We start from the raw sequence: 17,981 nt of genomic DNA, 5'->3' as shown, positions 1-17,981 counted from the left end.
GGGGAGACAGCGACTATTGGAATTCGCATGCTAGCTCCGTGATGCGTGGCTGATACAATGGAACCATGTATAAATTATTGGGCATTAGTATCACGTGAGGTATGTGGCTGCCCGTTAGAAGCAACGGACCAACTGCGGGGACTCACCACCACGTTGGCAACTCTAACTGTGCGCCTTCCCTTGGTGGTGTCACAAGACAGCAAGCACGTGCTTGCCGGGGTAGTCTGAAACCGCTACCAACAGTGTGAGAGCTTTCAGGCCTTACCGTAAGATGCCGACCAACCTTCTCACAGGTGTGTGAGAGTGTCGTATGAGATTGTCAGCGACCACAGGTATTACAGAGGTTCGCCGGTTCGCCCATCTGGACAGCTGATCAAACTGAATTCTACTTTTTAAATACTCCTGAGAGGTCCAACCGGTCAACCCGACTCTGCGATGAGCGGACCTCCCCACAGGAGAATAGCCGCTGCTCCGATGACGAGAACCACTCCACCGACTCCAAGCGCAAACAGCGGTGAGACGACGTCGGAGATGACGCCACTCCCGAGCTGGAATGGGACGACAGCTAGGCCGCTGACCATCGCCATCGCACTCAACACGGTCGCCCGACCGAGCGTTTCAACGTGGTCGTTGATGTACTGGCCGGCGAACGAACGGGTGACGTCCGACACCCCACGGATGAGGAGGAACGTCGGGAGCGCGAGGACGGGCATGAAGTACATCCCGACCAACGCCCCGCCGACAGCGAACGGGATGACCAGAAACCATGTTTGAACGCCGACCGTCTCCTTGATCGCCCCCGTGTAATAGCTGAGGACTGCGCCGACGAGACTGTACGCTGCATAGAACCACCCTAGCAACGCTTCGACCTGCGGCTCAGCTATCCCAAGATCGAGAACGACCGTCTCGAAGATCGGTTGGAGAAAGACGAACACGAGGTAAGTGACTGCAGCGTACAGTACGTAGTAATACAGCAGGAACGCACGCAATTGACGACGAGCGAGGACATCCCGCACGATACGAACCGTTCGGCGAAGACTCAGTGTGTCGGTCTCAGTCTGCCTGTACGCCTCTGGTTCATCGATCGTCAGCAGTACCCCGACACCGATGCTGGTGACTGCCGCCGCGACGAACCACGGGTACGAGAGGTCGATACTCCCGAGATAGCCGCCGAGTATCGCTGCTACCGCGCCGACCGCCAACGCTGCCGATTCGCCACGCCCCCTGACGTGGGCAAATTCGTCCTCCGAGAGGTCATCTGTGAGAGTATCGTAGAGCCATGCGTCCTCGCTGCCGGAGCGGAAATTGTACCCCATCGACCAGCAGACGTAGAGCCCCGCCAACGGAAGAAACGAGTTGGAAAGCCCGATACCGAACAGCGTCACTGCGATCAAAGCTGTTCCGAGGAGTAAGCTGTTGCGTCGCCCGACACGGTCGCCGATGTAGCCGGTCGGGATTTCCCCGAGCAGCGTTGTCAGGTTGTAGATCGCCTCCAAAATCGCTATCTGGGTAAACGAAAGCCCTTGAGCCAGGAAGAACAGATACATAATTGGCCGATAAAACTCGACAGCTTTCGTCGACTTGTAGAGATAGTACTTCAGGATGGCACCGGAGAACACTCGACTACTCCCGTCTCGTACACGCCCAGCCATCTCCACCTCGGGCCATGGCGAGCCGACAAGTATGTCCTGTTATTATCGATTCGCCGGTAGACGAATACAGGAACGATTGAACTGATGGGCCATTGATCAGTATCTAACGATCCGCTGAGCTTGTCCTGTTAGTAACCAAAAATCAAAAGCACCGGAATATCGCGCCTCCGTGCCGTTCTACGAAGAGATTGTTCGGAAGGCCGCTAGGTTTCGTCAAGGAGAGGACTCCGATGGCAACCCAATGAGGATATCACTCTTTGAGGTGGTGGAGCAATTGCGCTACATCTTGATCGGTTTCCCAGCACCGAGGGGGACTGATCGTCGTACGATAGCTACCTATCTTCCCTATTTTTTAATCGGTATTGTCAGCAACAACGGTCACTGCCTCGAACTGCGTGCTTCTCTGACCCCATTGCCGTCGCGGATGATGTCCTCGCAGTTTGGACAAAACCCGAACAGAATCTGAGCCAGTCGGCGCAAACACATCGACATACCGCTGCGTAACGAAGCCCTCACAGTTTCCACAAGTCGCCATACGAAAACCTTTGAGTGGGATTTCTTAGGTCTTTTGTCCATTCTCATGAGGAAGACGCACCAACAGCGCAGAGATATCCGGTTGGCTGATTGCTCAATAGATGGAGTCCACGTCGTCAGCATACCAACAAAACTGAACTCGGAAGTCTCTGAACGACACCTGAGCTGACACGTCTTTGTGACAGACGCCTCCGGTACTCTCGGGTACCGGCGACTCTTCGGCAGCGACGAGATATCCTTCGGAGTGGGTTCTCATTGACGAACGCCTGTAAAACGGGCCCCGCTGTCGATGAGGAGATGCGCTGGCCGACGACGACGCCTTTGTCCGCGGGTTTAACGCCCCGTGGACTCGCTGGGGCGTTCTCGACAACGTCTCGCCTGATTACGCGGAGGCGATGACCACCGAGACTAGTCGTCGCCGAGCGCGACCGCGCGCTTGACGCCGTCTACGATGCCTGCGATCGGATCGCCGGGAAACTCCACCGCTACGAGGGGGGACGACTACGGCACCTACGCCGCCCGCGTCGACGGTGTCCATTGGGATCTGAAATGGGACCGCGACGGCGTCTCTACCTTCGGGCGGGCGCCAGTGGCGGCGCCTACTCTTCTCGCAGTACGACGCTCCATCGGCGGCCGACGTTCGCCAGTACGTGCCCCAGCTTCGTGGATTCGTCGAAGCGTACAGCGAAGCTGTGGCGGAGTTGGAAGCGGATCTGGCCACGGTCAAGTTGTAACTGACGCGACAGTCTGTCGCTTGTCGGTCGATCATATCAGGAGAGTTCTCGAAGAGCGCTTCGAGACAGGTGAACGCCTCTGTCGCCGCAACGTCTGGTAGATCTGTTTCGAAGCAAAGCTGCATACGTACCGTTTCGACGTCCGTGAGTACGAGCGGTACCTCACCGGTGCTCTACAGTCGCTTGACTGTCTCTCGAGCAGCGGGTTCATCGATATTTCGCCGCTGGCTGCTGAGATGATCCTCTAGGCACTCCGGTCCGTCGTCCAAGAGCACCACTCCCACATCAAACGTACCCGAGCGGTCAACCGACGGCTGTATCGCGTTCGATGAAGAAGACGATCGATGAACCGCTTCACCGCGGTTTATACTCCGTCTCTATGTAGGTCCTGTATGCACAAAAGCCGAGTCGGAAGGGACCGACTCGAATCGCTCCGTGAAGCCCTTGTTGTAACCGGTGAGCGTGAGCGGTTGGACGTTATCGCGCCGTTTAGCGGCGACCCTTTCACATCGATTCCCGCAGGGACTGAGGCGGATGTCGAGGCCGCCGTCGGGCGGGCTGAGGCGGCACAAGCGTCGTGGGCCGACCGTCCGGTGACCGAGCGGGCGGCCATTCTGGAGCGATATGCCGACCGGGTGCTCGATGCACAGGACGAGCTACTCGATATCGCGCAGTTGGAAACGGGAAAGACTCGGCGGGACGCCTTCGAGGAAGTGCTTGACGTCGTCCAGACAGCCAACCATTACGCCGATGCTGGCCCGGAACTACTCGAGAGCGAGCGTCGAAGTGGGGCCATCCCGGGGCTGACGAAGACCACGGTTCACCGTCGGCCGAAGGGAGTAGCCGGGTTCATCTCGCCGTGGAACTATCCCGTCACGCTGTCGGTTTCTGACGCACTGCCGGCGCTGCTCGCGGGCAACGCCGTGGTGTTGAAACCCGCAGAAGAGACCACCCATACGGCGTTACTGGCTCGCCGGCTGCTCGTCGACGCTGGCCTCCCGCCGAAGTTGTTTCAGGTCGTTTCCGGGACAGGTGAACGGGTGGGGGCCGAACTCGTCGACCGCGTCGATTACGTCTGTTTCACCGGATCGACCGAGGCGGGGCGGAGTGTCGCCGAACGCGCGGGGCGTGCGCTCATCGACTGCTCGCTCGAACTTGGTGGGAAGAACCCGCTGCTGGTCCTCGACGACGCTGACCCACGGAAGGCAGCTCGTGGGGCAATCCGTGCCTGCTTCCCGAACGCGGGCCAACTCTGTATCAGCACCGAGCGGCTCTATATCGACGAGTCTGTCTATGAAGACTTTCGCGACGCCTTCGTCGCTGAGACCCGGGATCTCAACCTTGGAACTGGGTTCGCGTACGGGCCAGATATGGGATCGCTGCAGTCCGCCGCACAACTGCACAAGACTGAACGCCACGTGACCGACGCCATCGAGAAGGGTGCCGAGGTACTCGTCGGGGGCGGCCTCGGCCGGACGTGGGCCCATACTTCTACGAACCGACGGTGTTGTCGGCTGTCTCCCCCGAGATGACCCTCTACGATGAGGAAACGTTCGGGCCAGTGGTGAGCCTCTACCCGGTCGGGAACGTCGAAGAAGCCGTCGAACGGGCGAACGATTCTCGATACGGGCTGAATGCATCTGTCTGGACGGGCGATCGCAACCGCGGTGAGCGCGTTGCTGAACGCATCGACTGCGGCACGGTGAATGTCAACGAAGCCTACGCGGCTGCATGGGCGTCGGTGGATGCGCCGATGGGCGGGATGGGTGATTCGGGTATCGGTCGGCGACACGGTGACGAAGGGTTGTTGAAGTACACAGAGGCCCAGACGGTGGCGGTCCAACGGGGGATCCAAATCGGGCCGGGACCACTTCCCGACTGGGTCTGGGCACGGTTGATGAGCAGTTTCTCGAAGCTTCTCAAGCGACTTCCGGGGTGGCTGCGGTGACCACCCCGGAGGTGTTCGTAACGGGGTTCCCTGGCTTCCTCGGGGCGTCCCTAGTTGAGCGGCTCGTGACTCGAACTGAGACGGTCCACTGTCTCGTCCAGCCGAAATACCGGGCGGCCGCCGAGGTCCGCGCGGCCGAGATTGCCGGCGATGACTGGCGGGCGGACGTCAGCCTCTACGAAGGGGACATCACCGAGCAGGGGCTCGGACTCACCGCCGAGGACAAAAGCGCACTTCACGCCGCTGTCGGGGAGGTATTCCATCTCGCTGCTGTGTACGACTTGGGCGTGAGTCGAGCGGTCGGCGAAGCAGTCAACGTCGACGGGACTCAGCACGTCCTCGATTTCGCCACCGCTTGTGATGTCGAGGAGTTCCAATACGTGAGCACCTGCTACGTGAGCGGCCGCTACGACGGCGTGTTTACCGAATCGGACCTCGACGTGGGGCAGTCGTTCAACAACCACTACGAGGCGACGAAGTTCGAAGCCGAGCGCCTGGTACAAGAGCGCATGGATGAGGGATTCCCGGCGACCGTGTACCGGCCCGCCATCGTCGTCGGGCACAGCGAAACGGGGGAAACCGAGAAATACGACGGTCCGTACTACGTGTTGCGCTGGTTGCAGCGCTGTCCGGGCGTCGCTCCGCTCCCGTGGTTCCCGGGGGCGGACTCGACGGAGTTGAACGTCGTCCCACGGGACTTCGTGGTCGATGCGATCGACCACCTGAGCCAGCATGGTGAACCCGGTGCAGTCTACCAGCTCTGTGACCCCAATCCGCCGACCATCCCCGAACTCACGCGACTGTTCGCCGACGCTACGAACACCCAGGTTTTTCGCGTCCCGACCACCCTAGGCGTTGGGAAGCGCCTGCTCGGGTCGCGGGCGGTCCGCTCAGTGACGGGCATTCCGCCGGAGACGCTCGACTACTTCACGCTCCCGACACGGTACGCCAACCCTGCGACTCGCCGCGCACTCGCGGGGAGTGGCATCCGGTGTCCACCTTTCGCATCGTACGTGGACGTGCTCGTCGAGTACGCACGAACGAACGATGCGCGGTCCGACGCGATGACTTGACGAGAGTCGCCGGATGGGATCCGACAGCGGTCCGAACGCTCTCCGAGCAGGCCGAGAAGCGCGGCGTGACGACGGTCGTCCATCCTGCCGGGGTCGCCCCGGCCTATCTCTATAAGGCCGGTCGTGAGGAGGGACGATGGCTGACACAACCCGATGCCGTAGACGTGACTAACGCCTCGAGGGCGAGAACGTACGCACCCATCGAGACGAGTACGGCGTGTTCGGCGCCGAGCGTGTACGGCAGCCACGAGAGTTCGACCGTGGCGATACCACCGAACTGAAAGAGTCCGGGGAGCGGGTACGCGGCCGACAGGTACACGAGCAGAAGCACATCTTGGTCGTATTCTCTCATCGGACGGGCCCGATAGTGTGCAGTTCGAAATCGAGATTCAGCTAAAGGATGAGGAATCAGTTCTCTGTGAGGACCACATCAGTGTCTTGCCATACGAGGGAGCGTGTTTCGAGGGGTCAGCCGGAATCCTGCGCGTCATCAGCAAACCCAATGAAGACGAACACGAACTCCGAGTGGGGGTAGAGTCTCGTTGAAGTGCTCTTGAGAGGATCGACCGCGTCGAAATCGTGTGCGGACAGGCCGGCCGGTTCGCAGTCGTCCAGGTGCTTGTTTATCGGACTGACGCCCTGTGCCGCTGACGAATGGATCACACACCGGCAGCCGATCGCCGTCGCTCGATCACCGACAGCAAGTCGTCTGGGCGTCGGTCGGCTGGGTACGACAGGTTGTCGCCGTCGGTCAACCGGACGTGCACCGCCCCGTCGGTGTAGTCGACGCCGACGATCCGGTCGTACGGTAGCTCCTCGGTGTCGGCGCCGAGCGTCCAACTCGTGTTGAGCAGATTCGCCTCGGCGTCCGGGCGGATCGTCAACGCCGACTCGCCGACGGCCACGACCGTGACCCGGTACTGTTTGGACTCGTCGATCCCGATGACGGAATCGCCGGCGGCGGTCATCGTGTACGTCGGAGTCCGGTCCGGGTCGGTGTCGAGGGCCGCGACCGCCGCGCGTTTGATGTCCGCCTCCGCGTCGGCGAGCGCCTCGGCGGCGCCGCGCTTCACCGCTCGGACCCCCGCGACCGCGAGCGCCGGCCCGCCGATCAGGATCGCGGCCCCCAGATAGATCCGATCGGCGGCGAGGACGAAGTTGCCGCCCAGCAGTAGTGCCAGTACCACCGCCCACGGCCACTGCCAGCCGGCGGTCCACACCGGTGTGAACGTTCCTACATCGATCGGGCCCTTCTCAGCCATCGCGGTGCCTCCCGGGCCTCGTCTGGCGCTCGTCGACTGTCACGAACTGGCGTTGGCTGGTGTCGTACTTCGGTGTTGCTCTCGCGGTCGAGTGCGTGCCAACCGAGACGTCGAGCGACACCGCGACGGCTGGACGGACGGCCGCGGGGAACGCGTCGTCACTCTGAACCGGAGTTGCGCGTTCGCCCGACCCGCTCGGCTGCATCGACGAGGGTTCCGAGCGTCCGCTGCACGTCGTCGTTGCGGAGGGCGGAGAACAGCCCGAACAGACCGACCCGGCGGTCGGCCGTCTCGTCGGCGAAGGCGCTCGCGCCGGCGTCGAGCGTCTCGATAACCCGGGGATCGCTCGCGCGCTCGGCCACGTCGGCGGCCTGGCCCAGTTGCGTGCCGAGCCGGTAGTACTCCTCGGTGCTTCGGTCGGCGGCGTCGCCGAAGCCCTCCACGAGCGCGAGCAGCCCGCGGACGGTGTCCATGTTCTCCCCGAGCGCGACGAGCGTGTCGACGGACTCCGCGCGGTCGAACGCCGTCGCGAGGCGGCGCACGTCCTCACGGGCGGCCTCGGCGGCCGCTTCGTCCTCCGGGGCGACATCCGCGAGGGCGCCGCTCGCGACCTCAAGCGTCGACAGCAGGTCAAGGAACGTGTCGGTGTTGTCGCCGATCTGTCGCAACAGCACCAGCGTCTCCTCGCGCTCGAACGCGACGCGAAGCTTGGCGATCTCGCCGCGGTTCTCGGCGGCGACGGTGCGCAACTCGGGGACGAGTTCCGCCGAGAGGTCCTGGGCGACGACGACCAGATCGAGCAGGTCCGCGAGCGCGTCGGCGTTGTCGCCCACCTGCTCGACTAGGTGCATCGTCTCCTCGTTCTCCAGGGAGGTCCGCAGGTCCGCCAGCGGCTCGCGATTCTCCGAGACGGCCGTGCGCAGTTCCGGCACGAGTTCGTCGCTCAGCCCGCGGACGACCGTGAGTAGGTCTAACAGCGCGATCAGATCATCCGCCTGCGCGTCGACGCGGGCGGCCAACGCCTCCAAGTTGGCATCGCCGCCGGCGGCGGTCGCGAACGCGTCCGCGTCGGGTGGTGATTCACTCATGTCAGGGAACCGGGTCGTATCCGCGCATCCAGACGTTCCAGTCCAGCGACGGGATCACGTTGATGTCGAGGATCCAGTTGAGCCGGCTCACGACCGGTGCGGAGATGGAGTCCTCGTAGTCGAATTCCGCGATCATCGCCTTCCCCTTCTCAGTGAGGATCGGGCAGGCGGTGTACCCGTCGTACTCCGGCGCCAGCGGCCGGTCCTCGAGGAACCGCTCGACGTTGTCGACGACGACGTGCGACTGCTTGCGCGCCGCCGAGGCGGTCCGGGAGGTGGGCACGTCGGCGTTGTCGCCAAGCGCGAAGACGTTCGAATACGTCTCGTGTTGGAGCGTGTTGTCGTCGACGGAGACGTACTCGCCACCGTCGGTCAGCGGCGAGTTTTCGACGACGAACTCGTGGCCGTACTGGGGTGGAACCGGCGCGTACAGGTCGTACTCGAGTGAGTCGCCCTCCTCCGAGTGGACCGTCTGGTTCTCGTAGTCGACCTCGGAGACGGTGAAGTCGGGCACGAACGTGATGTCGCGGTCCTCCCAGATCTCTTCGATCCGTTCCTGGTACGGTGCCTTCGGTCCGGTTCCGAACACCTCGGATCCCGGTTTGGTCATCACGATCTCGGCGTCCTCGCGAACGCCGCGCTTCCGGAGGTACTCCTCCATCAGCATCGTGAGCTTCAGCGGTGCGCCGCCGCACTTGATCGGCGTGTCCGGAACCGTCACGAGGAAGCGCCCGCCGTCGAACTCGTCGACAGCGTCGCCCAACGCTCGTGCGGCAGAGGCGTGATAGAACGGGTACACCGAGTCCGTCCGGTTCCAGCCTTCGAGCATCCCCGGGATCGCGTCCGGTCGGCGGTTGTTCCCGACCGCGGAAATGAGGATGTCGTACTCGTAAGAGTCCGCTTCTCCTGCGACGGTCTGTTCGTCCGGGTCGATCCCGACAACCTCGTCATGGACGAACTCGACCTCCTTGTGGAGGAGGTCACGCGTGTTTCGCTGCTGCTCGTCGAGGTCCATGTAGTCGAACGGGATCAGGTAGTACGCGGGCTGGTAGCTGTGCGTCCGGCTCTTGTCGATCACGGTCACGTCGGCGTCGATGCGCCGACGGAGCGCGTTCGCTGTCATCGTCCCCCCGGCGCCGCCGCCGAGGATGAGGACGTTCGGTCGTGTTGCTGTCATGGTGAATGTGGCTTCGGTAGTCAGTCGTCGTTCGATCCGTCGGGTTCGGGACCTGCAGCGCCGATGCCGCGGGCGACCGCGACGAGATACCCCATCCCGGCTTTCACCTCCGGGTCGCGCAAGGCGCCGAGCAAGCTGATGGGGCCGACCGGCTCGGCCTCCGCCGATCCGGCCGCGCCGACGCCCTCCAGCATCCGAACGATGCCCCGGTTGACCTCGTCGTCGGTCGCCGTGTCGGCGAGTTCGCCCAGCGAGGTGCCGGTCGCCGCGACCGTCTCGATCATCTCGTCGTCCATCGCGTCCGTCAACAGCGCGACCGCGTCGGCGACTTCCGTGAGTCGGTCGAGCGTCCCGGTCCGCTGGAGCACCGCGACGCGGCGGACGGCCGCGGCGAGTTCGTCGCCGTTTTCTCCGACGGCCGCGCCGAGTTCGACCGTCCCGTTGTCGGCGAGTTCGGTCGCCGCCAGTCCGAGCGTCGTCGCGTCGCCGGCGAGCGATTCGACCATCTCATCGTCGAGGCTGTCCTCGATGAGCGCGAGCGCGTCGAGCAGCGTTGACAGCTGCCCCGACTGCTCCAGCAGGGCAGCGACGGTCTCGGGATTGTCCGCGATCGCCTCACGGACCTCCGGCGGGAGCGACTCCGCGTCGGCGTCCGTGCCGCCGTCGCCGCCGTCGAGCGCGCTCATCACAACACCCCTCGAGCGGTCAGCCAGTACGACTGGTTGTACCCGAGTTTCGACCAGTGGATCAGTTTCGAGGGCTGCTTCGGCGTCGGCTCCTCGTCGTAGTCGAAGGAGATGTACGTCGCCTCGTCCTCGCCGCTCTCGATGAAGCAGACGGTCTTCCCGTCGTACTCGGCGGTCGGGCGGTGACCGCGGACGACGCTGGCCAGCCGGTCGGCCAGCGACGTGGCCGCGTAGTGGGCCGCGCTGCCGGCCTTGCTCGTCGGCAGGTCCGCGATGTCGCCGAGCGCGTACACGTTCTCGGCGTGTGTCGCCTCCAGCGTCGCCGGGTCGACGTCGACCCAGCCGTCGTCGCCGAGCCCGGCGTCCCGGACGATGTCGCTGCCGTCGTGTGGCGGGATCGTCACCAGCAGGTCGTACGACAGCTCTCGCCCCTCGACGGTGTGGACGACCTGCTCGTCGGGATCGACCCGCTCGGGGTTGAAGAACGTCTCCACGTTGATATCGCGTTCTTCCATCAGCGGCCCGACCCAGTCGGCGACCGACTGGATCCCGTGAGCGCGATTGATCGGATAGGTGTACGTGATGTCGACGTCCTCGCGCAGGTCCCGCTCGCGGAGCCAGGTATCCGCGATGAGCGGGAACTCCAGCGGCGCAACCGGACACATGTGCGGCACGCCGACGACCGACATCACGAGATGCCCCTCGGTGAACTCCGCGAGTTCTTGGCGGAGCTCCTCGGTCGCCTCGGGCCCGTAGAAGTGGTGGCCGCCCTCCGCCAGCCCTGGCGTTTCCTCGGGCGTTACCTGCGCGCCCATCGCGAGCACGAGGTGATCGTACGCCAGATCGCTGCGGCTCCCTTCGAACGACACCGTCTCGGCGTCGGTGTCGACGGCGCTGACCCGGTCGATCAGCAGATCCACCCGCCGGTCGATCAGGTCGTCGAGTGGTCGTTTCGCGTCCTCGGGCGTCTTCTCTCCGAAGGGGACGTACAGCCAGGTCGGCTTGTACACGTGCTCCTCGCGATCGTTGACGAGGACAACCTCGACGTCGCCCGCGTCGATCTCCGCGGCGACCTCGTCAGCGAGGTTGTTCGCGAGCACCGACCCGGCGGTCCCGCCACCGACGATGACGACGCGCTCAGTCATCGACCCGTACGTACAGGTCCCAGTGGTCGCCGTGGTCGACCACCTCGACCAGCTCATTCCCGGACGTCTCGGCCCACTCCGACACGTCCGGTTCGGTGCCCTCGTTCGAGCTCTGGAGTCGGATCAGCGTCCCCGGATCGACGTCTTTGACCTTCCCGATCAGTTCCATCATCGGGCCGGGACACGACGATCCGACCGCGTTCACCGTCACGTCGGCCTCGAGTTGTGCGTCGCTCATTCAGTATCGCTCCGTGGCGGATGCAAGCGACCGCGTCACATCGGTTTTGAGTTGGCACACGACAACTTCGCGCTCTCGGCGGGCAGCCAGCGTGTATAACTCACACACGACTGTACGATCGATCGGTGAACGTATCGGAGGGGCGGATGACAACAGTCGGGACGGACGGACGGAGCGAACGGGACTGCCGGTGTTAGTCGGCGTCGTCGGCGTTAGTTGTCGACGGTGGCGCGAGCCAACAGTTCGTCACAGGGGAGTTCCTCCTCGAGTTTCTCGATCTCCGCTGGGATTGATTGGGAGATGATCATCGTGTCGTAGGTCTTGTCCGCTGTGACTGCCCCTCCGACGCTCAGCGATCCGACCATCCGCCCGGCGTTGTCACTCCCAAGAAAGACGATGCTCGTGTCGTTGTCGCGTGCGAACCGTCGGATTCGGCCTGCGATCGTTCCGAACGGCGCGTGACTACCCACGAAGATCGGTTCGAAGCGAGCATCGGGTACGATGGCATGCACCGACTGCCGGAGTGTCTCAACGATCACATCGGTGTCGTACGTCTCATTAGACCCGATCCACCCGTGATCCCGGGCGTATGTCCTGTTCCCTTTGGGAATCACCGTCACTGCGGTCACACCTTCTTCGAGGATGCAGTCGAATTGGTTCGCGCGGACGAGCGCTGCGTCCGAGAGCGTCGATCCGTCGTAAGGAACTACCAATCCCATATGTGCAAGAAAACTTCAGGGTGGTATCTATCTTTCGTAATCTGTGCAATACTCTCGGTCGAATACGGAGTGGAAGCTGGCCTCGATACTCACACTGTCAGATTCCCAAAGGGGGAAATCGACCACACCAGCGGAATTCGGGGTGACCCGCTGAAGCGGTCGGTCAAGAGGGTGGGAACACTTGGGCGGTCACAGGGTACCGCCGGCGATCAGTCGCTCGTCATTGCGTCCGTGCTCGCGGCGCAGTTGTTGGGGCCGAGTTCGAGGGTGAACGCCTCCTCGTCGTCGGCGTCCTGCTGGCCGAGGTTGGTCGCGATGATATCCACGTAGTTCGCGGGACGCGGCGGCATGTCGGCGAGGACGGTTTCGACGAACTCCTCCTTGTCGTAACTGAGCGCGTCCATCCGCGCTTTTAGATCACTGATTGGCGCGGTGTAGGTCCCGTCGTCGGCCGGGACGGCGGCGTCGCTGAAGTGGGCGCCGCCGATGAGCGTCTCCTCAGGCAGCGTCAGCACGCGCTCCTGGAGCGTGTCGTACAGCTGTTCTGCGGCGGCTGGGGCTCCGTCGTCGCCCTCCTCGAGATCGGGACGAGCAACGCTCTCGATGAACAGCCCGTCGCCGGTGGTGAGCAGGCTGCCGCCGAGCAGGTAGGAGGTCATCCCGCTGGTGTGACCGGGGGTGTAGATCGTCTCGACGGTCGCGTCGCCGACGTCGAACTCGTCGCCGTCGGCCGCCGTGGTCATCTCGTCGGCGTACGTGACGCCGCGCGGGACGGCGTTCTCGGGGATGACGCCCTCGACGCCCTCCGCGGCGAGTTCGCGGAGGCCGCTGATGTGGTCGGCGTGGATGTGCGTGTCGAACGCGTACGTCAGATCTGCGCCCAGTTCCTCGGCGTCCTCGAGGTACCGGTCGGTGAACGCGCGCAGCGGGTCGACGATGGCCGCCTCGTCGCCGTCGACGAGGAGGTAGCCCAGACAGCCCGACGAGGGCCGCTGGTACTGGTAGACGGAGCCGGGTCCGTCGTACTCCGTGACCTCCTCGCGTTCGTAGATACGCGCCCAGCCGTTCATCCCCTCCTCGAGGTGGTTCACGTCGTAGCCGCGCTGCTTCAGGGCGCCGGCGACGTATTCGCTGGCCCCGCCCTTCGCACACAGGACGGTTACCTCCCGATCGTCGGGGATCCGATCGAGAACGTCGTCGTCGATGTCGTCTTCCAAGAACTCGAAGTACGGGATGTTAATCGAGTCGACGTTCTCGCCGTCGATCTTCCACTCCTCGTAGTCGGAGGTCATCCGCGAATCAAGCAGCGTGACCTCTTCGCCGGCATCGATGCGGCTCTTGAGATCCTCTGGTGCGATCGATTCGACCTCGACCTCCGGCTCGGGAAATTCGTCTGCCATCACGAGACTCAATGGGAGTCGGAATAATAAATATTGCGCAATACAACCAAGACCATTTGCCGAGGGTGCCGTGTGAGATAGCCGTGCTCACGTCGAAAATTCTCTTTGAGGGCGCTTTAGAGGGTGTTATCGGCCTGGGGACTGCTGACCGCAGGCTAAGTACTATTGAATAGTAAGTAAAACACTGCAACCGATAGAATCTGTCTTGTAAATAGTGCACAATACCTTTTGGCAGTGCAACGTCGTTACCGGCCTGATATCGAGATGTTGGCGTCGACGAACGCCCGGGGCCGTCGGACGGTTTGGTACGACTCTCGAATACCGGGATCGGACCACAACTGTGTTGCTCGCGGAGTCCGGCTCTCGAGTGTGACCCGACAGATATCCGGGCCCGATCGGACCTCTCCATCGAGACGCGCCGTCCTCACCGGGCTCTCTGCGGCTGCGGCAACCGCCACCGCCGGCTGTCTCGGCGGCGGTGGCGGCAGTAGCGGCGGGAGCGATGAGGTACCCGCCGACGCTGTCGAATCGCTGCCCACGCCAGTTCACGGCGACGAGGACGCGCCGGTGACGGTCGCGGTGTTCGAGGATTTCGCGTGCCCGCACTGTCGGACGTTCGCCGTCGACGTCCAGCCGAGAATCGTCGACGAGTACGTCGGTTCCGGCGACGTACGATTCGAGCATCACGACTTCCCGATCCCGGTGGACGACCGCTGGTCGTGGGAGGCTCCCGGCGCCGCGCGAGCGGTACAGAACACGGTCGGGGACGAGGCGTTCTTCACGTTCACCGGGCGACTGTTCGAGGAAGGATGGTCGGACGGGTCGCCGACGTACTCCGAGTCGCTCCTGCGCGATCTCGCGAGTGCCGTCGACGCGGACCCCGACACCGTAGTGGCCGACGCGAGCGGCAATCGATACCGCCCGGTGTTGGAGGCCGACCGCGAATCGGGCCTCGACCGGGGAGTAGAGGCTACCCCCAGCGTGTTCGTCGACGGAACTCTCCTCGACAGACCCGACTACTCGACGATATCGTCGGCAATCGAAGAGGGACTGTAGTCAGGCGAATCGGCCGTCTGTCGTCGAAAACGCGCAAGTTGAACGGCGGTCGAAGCCCAGTCGAGCCTCCAAGATTCGGTAGCGACAGTACCGGTTGGTCTCGGTGGCTCGGACCACCCGTCGGGTTCCCTTCGAGAAGCGAGCCCAGCTATGAGGACCCACCAGTCGCCAGCAGCCACAGATAGGCGGTGATCGCTATCACCTCCGAGGACACCGTCGCGAAGTCCAGCGGCTGGAACAGGTGCTGGTCGGAGAATAGGATCGCCACGTTCCCCAACTCGGGGTGCCCGTACCCGTCGACGCCGGGGATCGCACCGCCGTGGCCGCCGAGGTGCCACCAGATGTATCCGCCGATCCACACCGTCATCATGACCGCGGCGAACGCGAACACCCCACGTTCCGGGAAGTACTCCGGGACCATGTACAGTCCAAGCAGTGCGAGCGTCACCGCGATGCCGGAGGCGACGAAGAGATACGGCCGCGGGTCGGCGAGGGTTCCCGTTTCGAAGTACACGAGCGCGCGTGGCAGTCCCCACGTGAAGTGGAGTCCGACGGCCACGAGTCCGAACTGCACGCCGATGATGCGAACGAGTCGCCTCGCGATCGACTCCTGTCGGTCGGGCAACTCCTCGGCGGTTCCATCAGATCTGGTCGAGGGTCGTGTCTCACTCATCGATGTCGTAGTAGTGGTCGCGCGTTCGCGTGTGCGTCGTGCTCGTTGCGCGGGCGGACGCTGCGTAGATCAGTCACCCGACAGCCTCCCAGTTTCGGTATAATACTACGCCGAACGCGAGGATGAAGCCGCCGACGCCGACCTGTCGGCCGACCGTCCCGAAGTCCCCGTTGAGGCCGGCGACAACTCCTCGGACGGCCATCACCAGCGTGACGAGCGCGACGAGCGCCAGCACAGCGTGGCGCGTTTCCATACGTCCACTATTGGTCCCGATGCCCAAAAGGATCTGTTGGCGCACGCCAATCGACGATCAGCGTCCGTGCGACCAATCAGTCGTCAGCGTCCGTCTGGCCGGACCGCGTCGTACCCGGCGAACGCGATCAGTGCACCGGCAGCGGCGGCGAAGGCGAGCTCACGCTGCGGGAGCGTGATCCCGGCCGGCCTGGCGAGCGCAACCAGGCCGGCTGCCGCGAGGCCGTACACGCCCCCGGCGGCCCCGACATGTTGAGCGCGATTGGTCGCCTCAAGGAGGCCGGTCTCACCCAGCATCCCGGCCACACTCCACCCGAACATCGTGAGTCCGATGGCGGCCAGGAGCGGGAGTCCGAGCGCAATGCCGACCTCGGCGCCGGCGAAGCCGAACGCGACGAACACGTGATACAGCCCCGACGTGGCCGGATGGTCGTCGGAGAATCGATCGTCGGCCGTCTCGGGTGTCGCACCTGACATCAGTCGTCGTCACCCGTTGATCGGTCGCGCGTCGGGCCCTCGGTCTCGGCCGTTGGCTGGCCGTCGTTGGAGACGGCCTCACCGTCCGCGTCGCCGCCGTCGGTGAGTGCTGTCTCACGTTGCCGTTCGAACCACGCCCATTCCTCCGTGAACACGTCGTCGGCCTTGAGATCCCAGGGGTCGCCGCTCTCGACGCGTTTCCCCTCGAACCACGACTGCACGACGTTCCAGAGGAAGATCAACTGCCCGACAGTGATGAACAGTGCGCCGACCGATGCGATCTGGTGGAGGTCGGTGAACTGTGTGAGATAGCTCGCGTACCGGCGGGGCATGCCGCCGTACCCGAGGAGGATCATCGCGAAGAACGTGATGTTTGTCCCGATGAGTGTCAGCCAGAAATGCGCTCTCCCGAGACGGCGCTGGTACCACCGACCCGTGAACAGCGGGAACCAGTAGTAGATACCCGCAAACACGGCGAACACCATCCCGCCCATCAGGAAGTAGTGGAAGTGGCCGACGACGTAGTAGGTATCGTGGAGTACGAGGTCGACGGGGATCGAAGCGAGGAACACGCCCGTCACACCGCCGATGATGAAGTTCGAGAGGAAGCCGATACTGAACAGCATCGGCACCGTGAGACGGAGCGTTCCGCCCCACATCGTCGTAATCCAGTTGAACGTCTTCACGGCGGACGGGATCGCGATCGCGAGCGTGACTGCCATGAATGACCCGCGCAGGCGCGGGTCGATGCCCGTCGTGAACATGTGGTGAGCCCACACGCCGAACGAGAGCACGCCGATCGCTAGCGTGGAGTAGACGACGAACTTGAATCCGAACAGCTTGCGCCCAGAGAACCTGGGAATGAGCAGACTGATGATCCCCATCGCCGGGAGGATCAGGATGTATACTTCGGGGTGGCCCCAGAACCAGAACAGGTGTTGCCAGAGGATCGGGCCGCCTCCGTCAACGGCGTAGAACGTCGTCCCGAAGTTCCGATCGAGTAGGAGGAGGATCATCGCAGAGCCCAGCAGTGGGAACGCGAACAGGATCTGTCCAGACTGCACTAGAATGGTCCACGAGAAGATATCGAGATTTGCCCAAGTTACCTCCTCGGCGCGTTCGGTAAAGATGGTGACGATGAAATTGATCGCGCCCATCGTCGCGCCGATTCCGGTCAGATGCAGCCCCAGCAGCATCAGGTCGACCCCGACATTCCCCTGATTACCGGCACCAATCCCGGCGGACAGCGGCGGGTACATCGTCCATGCCGTCTGGGCAGGGATCAGTCCCTCGATCGGGAGGAAGCCGGCAAACACGAACACCGTTCCGAACGGAAGGAGCCAGAATGCGATGGCGTTGATGCGTGGGAACGCCATGTCGTCGGCGCCGATGATCAGTGGGATGAGGTAGTTTCCGAACGCAGCAAGGATCGGCGTCCCGAACAGCAGTAACATCGCAATACCGTGGGTCGTCAGCAGCGAGTTGTAGAACGTGGCCGCGAAGAGATCTGACTCCGGCGTAATCAACTCAGCACGCATCAAGACCGCGGCTCCGCCGGCCCATGCGAACATGCTGACGGCGTAGACGCCGTACATGAGCCCGATGTCCTTGTGGTCGACCGTGGTAAGCCACCGGATCACACCGGACGGTTTCTCGCGACCGTATCGATCGCCGGTAGCGGCGCCGTCGGCCGCCGTCGATGCAACCCGCCAGTTCTCCAGCCGAGAGACCCAGAAGGCGACTCCAAACAGAAGCGCCCCCATGAGGATAGTCAACGCTAGTTGTGGCCCAACGTCCATAGGTTCGCTCAATGGAGGACCCAGTATGGATGATCGTTTGTCCTGCGACAATGTGAGGTGTGGCTTCA

Annotated in this window: 15 protein-coding genes and 3 pseudogenes; 4 read left to right on the top strand and 14 right to left on the bottom strand. The window is 63.3% G+C overall.

Going from position 1 to position 17,981, the window contains the following annotated elements; translation table 11 throughout:
* Positions 1-419 precede the first annotated feature (419 nt).
* Positions 420-1,652, bottom strand: a complete 1,233-nt coding sequence (locus tag P0Y41_RS15255) for an MFS transporter (protein WP_390214266.1) — start codon at positions 1,650-1,652, stop codon at positions 420-422.
* A 378-nt stretch (positions 1,653-2,030) separates the two neighbouring features.
* A pseudogene (locus P0Y41_RS18070) lies at positions 2,031-2,187 on the bottom strand (DUF7563 family protein).
* A gap of 1,125 nt (positions 2,188-3,312) precedes the next feature.
* Here P0Y41_RS18070 and P0Y41_RS15245 point away from each other — a divergent pair.
* The 3 genes and pseudogenes from P0Y41_RS15245 to P0Y41_RS15235 all read left to right on the top strand — a co-directional run.
* A pseudogene (locus tag P0Y41_RS15245) lies at positions 3,313-4,868 on the top strand (succinic semialdehyde dehydrogenase).
* Positions 4,865-5,941 (top strand): SDR family oxidoreductase, encoded by a 1,077-nt coding sequence (locus tag P0Y41_RS15240; RefSeq protein WP_284063648.1) that lies wholly within the window; start codon positions 4,865-4,867, stop codon positions 5,939-5,941. The pseudogene P0Y41_RS15245 and the gene P0Y41_RS15240 overlap by 4 nt, the downstream one beginning before the upstream one ends.
* Positions 5,942-5,944: 3 nt before the next feature.
* A pseudogene (locus P0Y41_RS15235) lies at positions 5,945-6,149 on the top strand (transcription initiation factor IIB family protein); the annotation flags it as partial.
* A 451-nt stretch (positions 6,150-6,600) separates the two neighbouring features.
* Here P0Y41_RS15235 and P0Y41_RS15230 read toward each other — a convergent pair.
* The 8 genes from P0Y41_RS15230 to P0Y41_RS15195 all read right to left on the bottom strand — a co-directional run bounded on the left by P0Y41_RS15230 (position 6,601) and on the right by P0Y41_RS15195 (position 13,659).
* Positions 6,601-7,203, bottom strand: a complete 603-nt coding sequence (locus P0Y41_RS15230) for a hypothetical protein (RefSeq protein WP_284063630.1) — start codon at positions 7,201-7,203, stop codon at positions 6,601-6,603.
* A 158-nt stretch (positions 7,204-7,361) separates the two neighbouring features.
* Entirely contained in the window at positions 7,362-8,291 is a 930-nt protein-coding gene (locus P0Y41_RS15225; protein ID WP_284063629.1) for a DUF1641 domain-containing protein, read from the bottom strand.
* 1 nt (position 8,292) lies between these two features.
* On the bottom strand, positions 8,293-9,468 hold the full coding sequence (locus tag P0Y41_RS15220; RefSeq protein ID WP_284063628.1) for an NAD(P)/FAD-dependent oxidoreductase: 1,176 nt from the start codon (positions 9,466-9,468) through the stop codon (positions 8,293-8,295).
* Between the two features lie 20 nt (positions 9,469-9,488).
* Positions 9,489-10,154 (bottom strand): helical membrane plugin domain-containing protein, encoded by a 666-nt coding sequence (locus P0Y41_RS15215; RefSeq protein ID WP_284063627.1) that lies wholly within the window; start codon positions 10,152-10,154, stop codon positions 9,489-9,491.
* Positions 10,154-11,299, bottom strand: a complete 1,146-nt coding sequence (locus tag P0Y41_RS15210; protein ID WP_284063626.1) for an NAD(P)/FAD-dependent oxidoreductase — start codon at positions 11,297-11,299, stop codon at positions 10,154-10,156. Before P0Y41_RS15210 ends, P0Y41_RS15215 begins: the two co-directional genes overlap by 1 nt.
* Positions 11,292-11,537 (bottom strand): sulfurtransferase TusA family protein, encoded by a 246-nt coding sequence (locus P0Y41_RS15205; RefSeq protein ID WP_284063625.1) that lies wholly within the window; start codon positions 11,535-11,537, stop codon positions 11,292-11,294. Before P0Y41_RS15205 ends, P0Y41_RS15210 begins: the two co-directional genes overlap by 8 nt.
* A 212-nt stretch (positions 11,538-11,749) precedes the next feature.
* Positions 11,750-12,256: a universal stress protein gene (locus P0Y41_RS15200; protein ID WP_284063624.1), complete on the bottom strand. Its 507-nt coding sequence runs from the start codon at positions 12,254-12,256 to the stop codon at positions 11,750-11,752.
* 209 nt (positions 12,257-12,465) lie between these two features.
* Positions 12,466-13,659 (bottom strand): MBL fold metallo-hydrolase, encoded by a 1,194-nt coding sequence (locus tag P0Y41_RS15195; protein WP_284063623.1) that lies wholly within the window; start codon positions 13,657-13,659, stop codon positions 12,466-12,468.
* 366 nt (positions 13,660-14,025) lie between these two features.
* Between P0Y41_RS15195 and P0Y41_RS15190 the strand changes: the two genes are divergently transcribed.
* Complete coding sequence (locus P0Y41_RS15190; protein ID WP_284063622.1) at positions 14,026-14,712, top strand: DsbA family protein; 687 nt, start codon at positions 14,026-14,028, stop codon at positions 14,710-14,712.
* A 148-nt stretch (positions 14,713-14,860) separates the two neighbouring features.
* Here the strand turns inward: P0Y41_RS15190 and P0Y41_RS15185 are convergent, their stop codons facing one another.
* From P0Y41_RS15185 to P0Y41_RS15170, 4 genes are all read right to left on the bottom strand, one after another.
* Positions 14,861-15,385: a hypothetical protein gene (locus P0Y41_RS15185; RefSeq protein ID WP_284063621.1), complete on the bottom strand. Its 525-nt coding sequence runs from the start codon at positions 15,383-15,385 to the stop codon at positions 14,861-14,863.
* A gap of 73 nt (positions 15,386-15,458) precedes the next feature.
* Complete coding sequence (locus P0Y41_RS15180) at positions 15,459-15,638, bottom strand: DUF8073 family membrane protein (protein WP_284063620.1); 180 nt, start codon at positions 15,636-15,638, stop codon at positions 15,459-15,461.
* An 83-nt stretch (positions 15,639-15,721) separates the two neighbouring features.
* Positions 15,722-16,114 (bottom strand): DUF7541 family protein, encoded by a 393-nt coding sequence (locus P0Y41_RS15175; protein ID WP_284063619.1) that lies wholly within the window; start codon positions 16,112-16,114, stop codon positions 15,722-15,724.
* On the bottom strand, positions 16,114-17,877 hold the full coding sequence (locus P0Y41_RS15170) for a cbb3-type cytochrome c oxidase subunit I (RefSeq protein ID WP_284063618.1): 1,764 nt from the start codon (positions 17,875-17,877) through the stop codon (positions 16,114-16,116). The genes P0Y41_RS15175 and P0Y41_RS15170 overlap by 1 nt, the downstream gene beginning before the upstream one ends.
* Positions 17,878-17,981 lie beyond the last annotated feature (104 nt).

This window comes from Halobaculum halobium (genome assembly GCF_030127145.1).
GTDB lineage: Archaea > Halobacteriota > Halobacteria > Halobacteriales > Haloferacaceae > Halobaculum > Halobaculum halobium.
The sequence above is the reverse complement of the archived record's forward strand: the minus strand, read 5'-3'. Positions and strand labels throughout refer to the sequence as shown.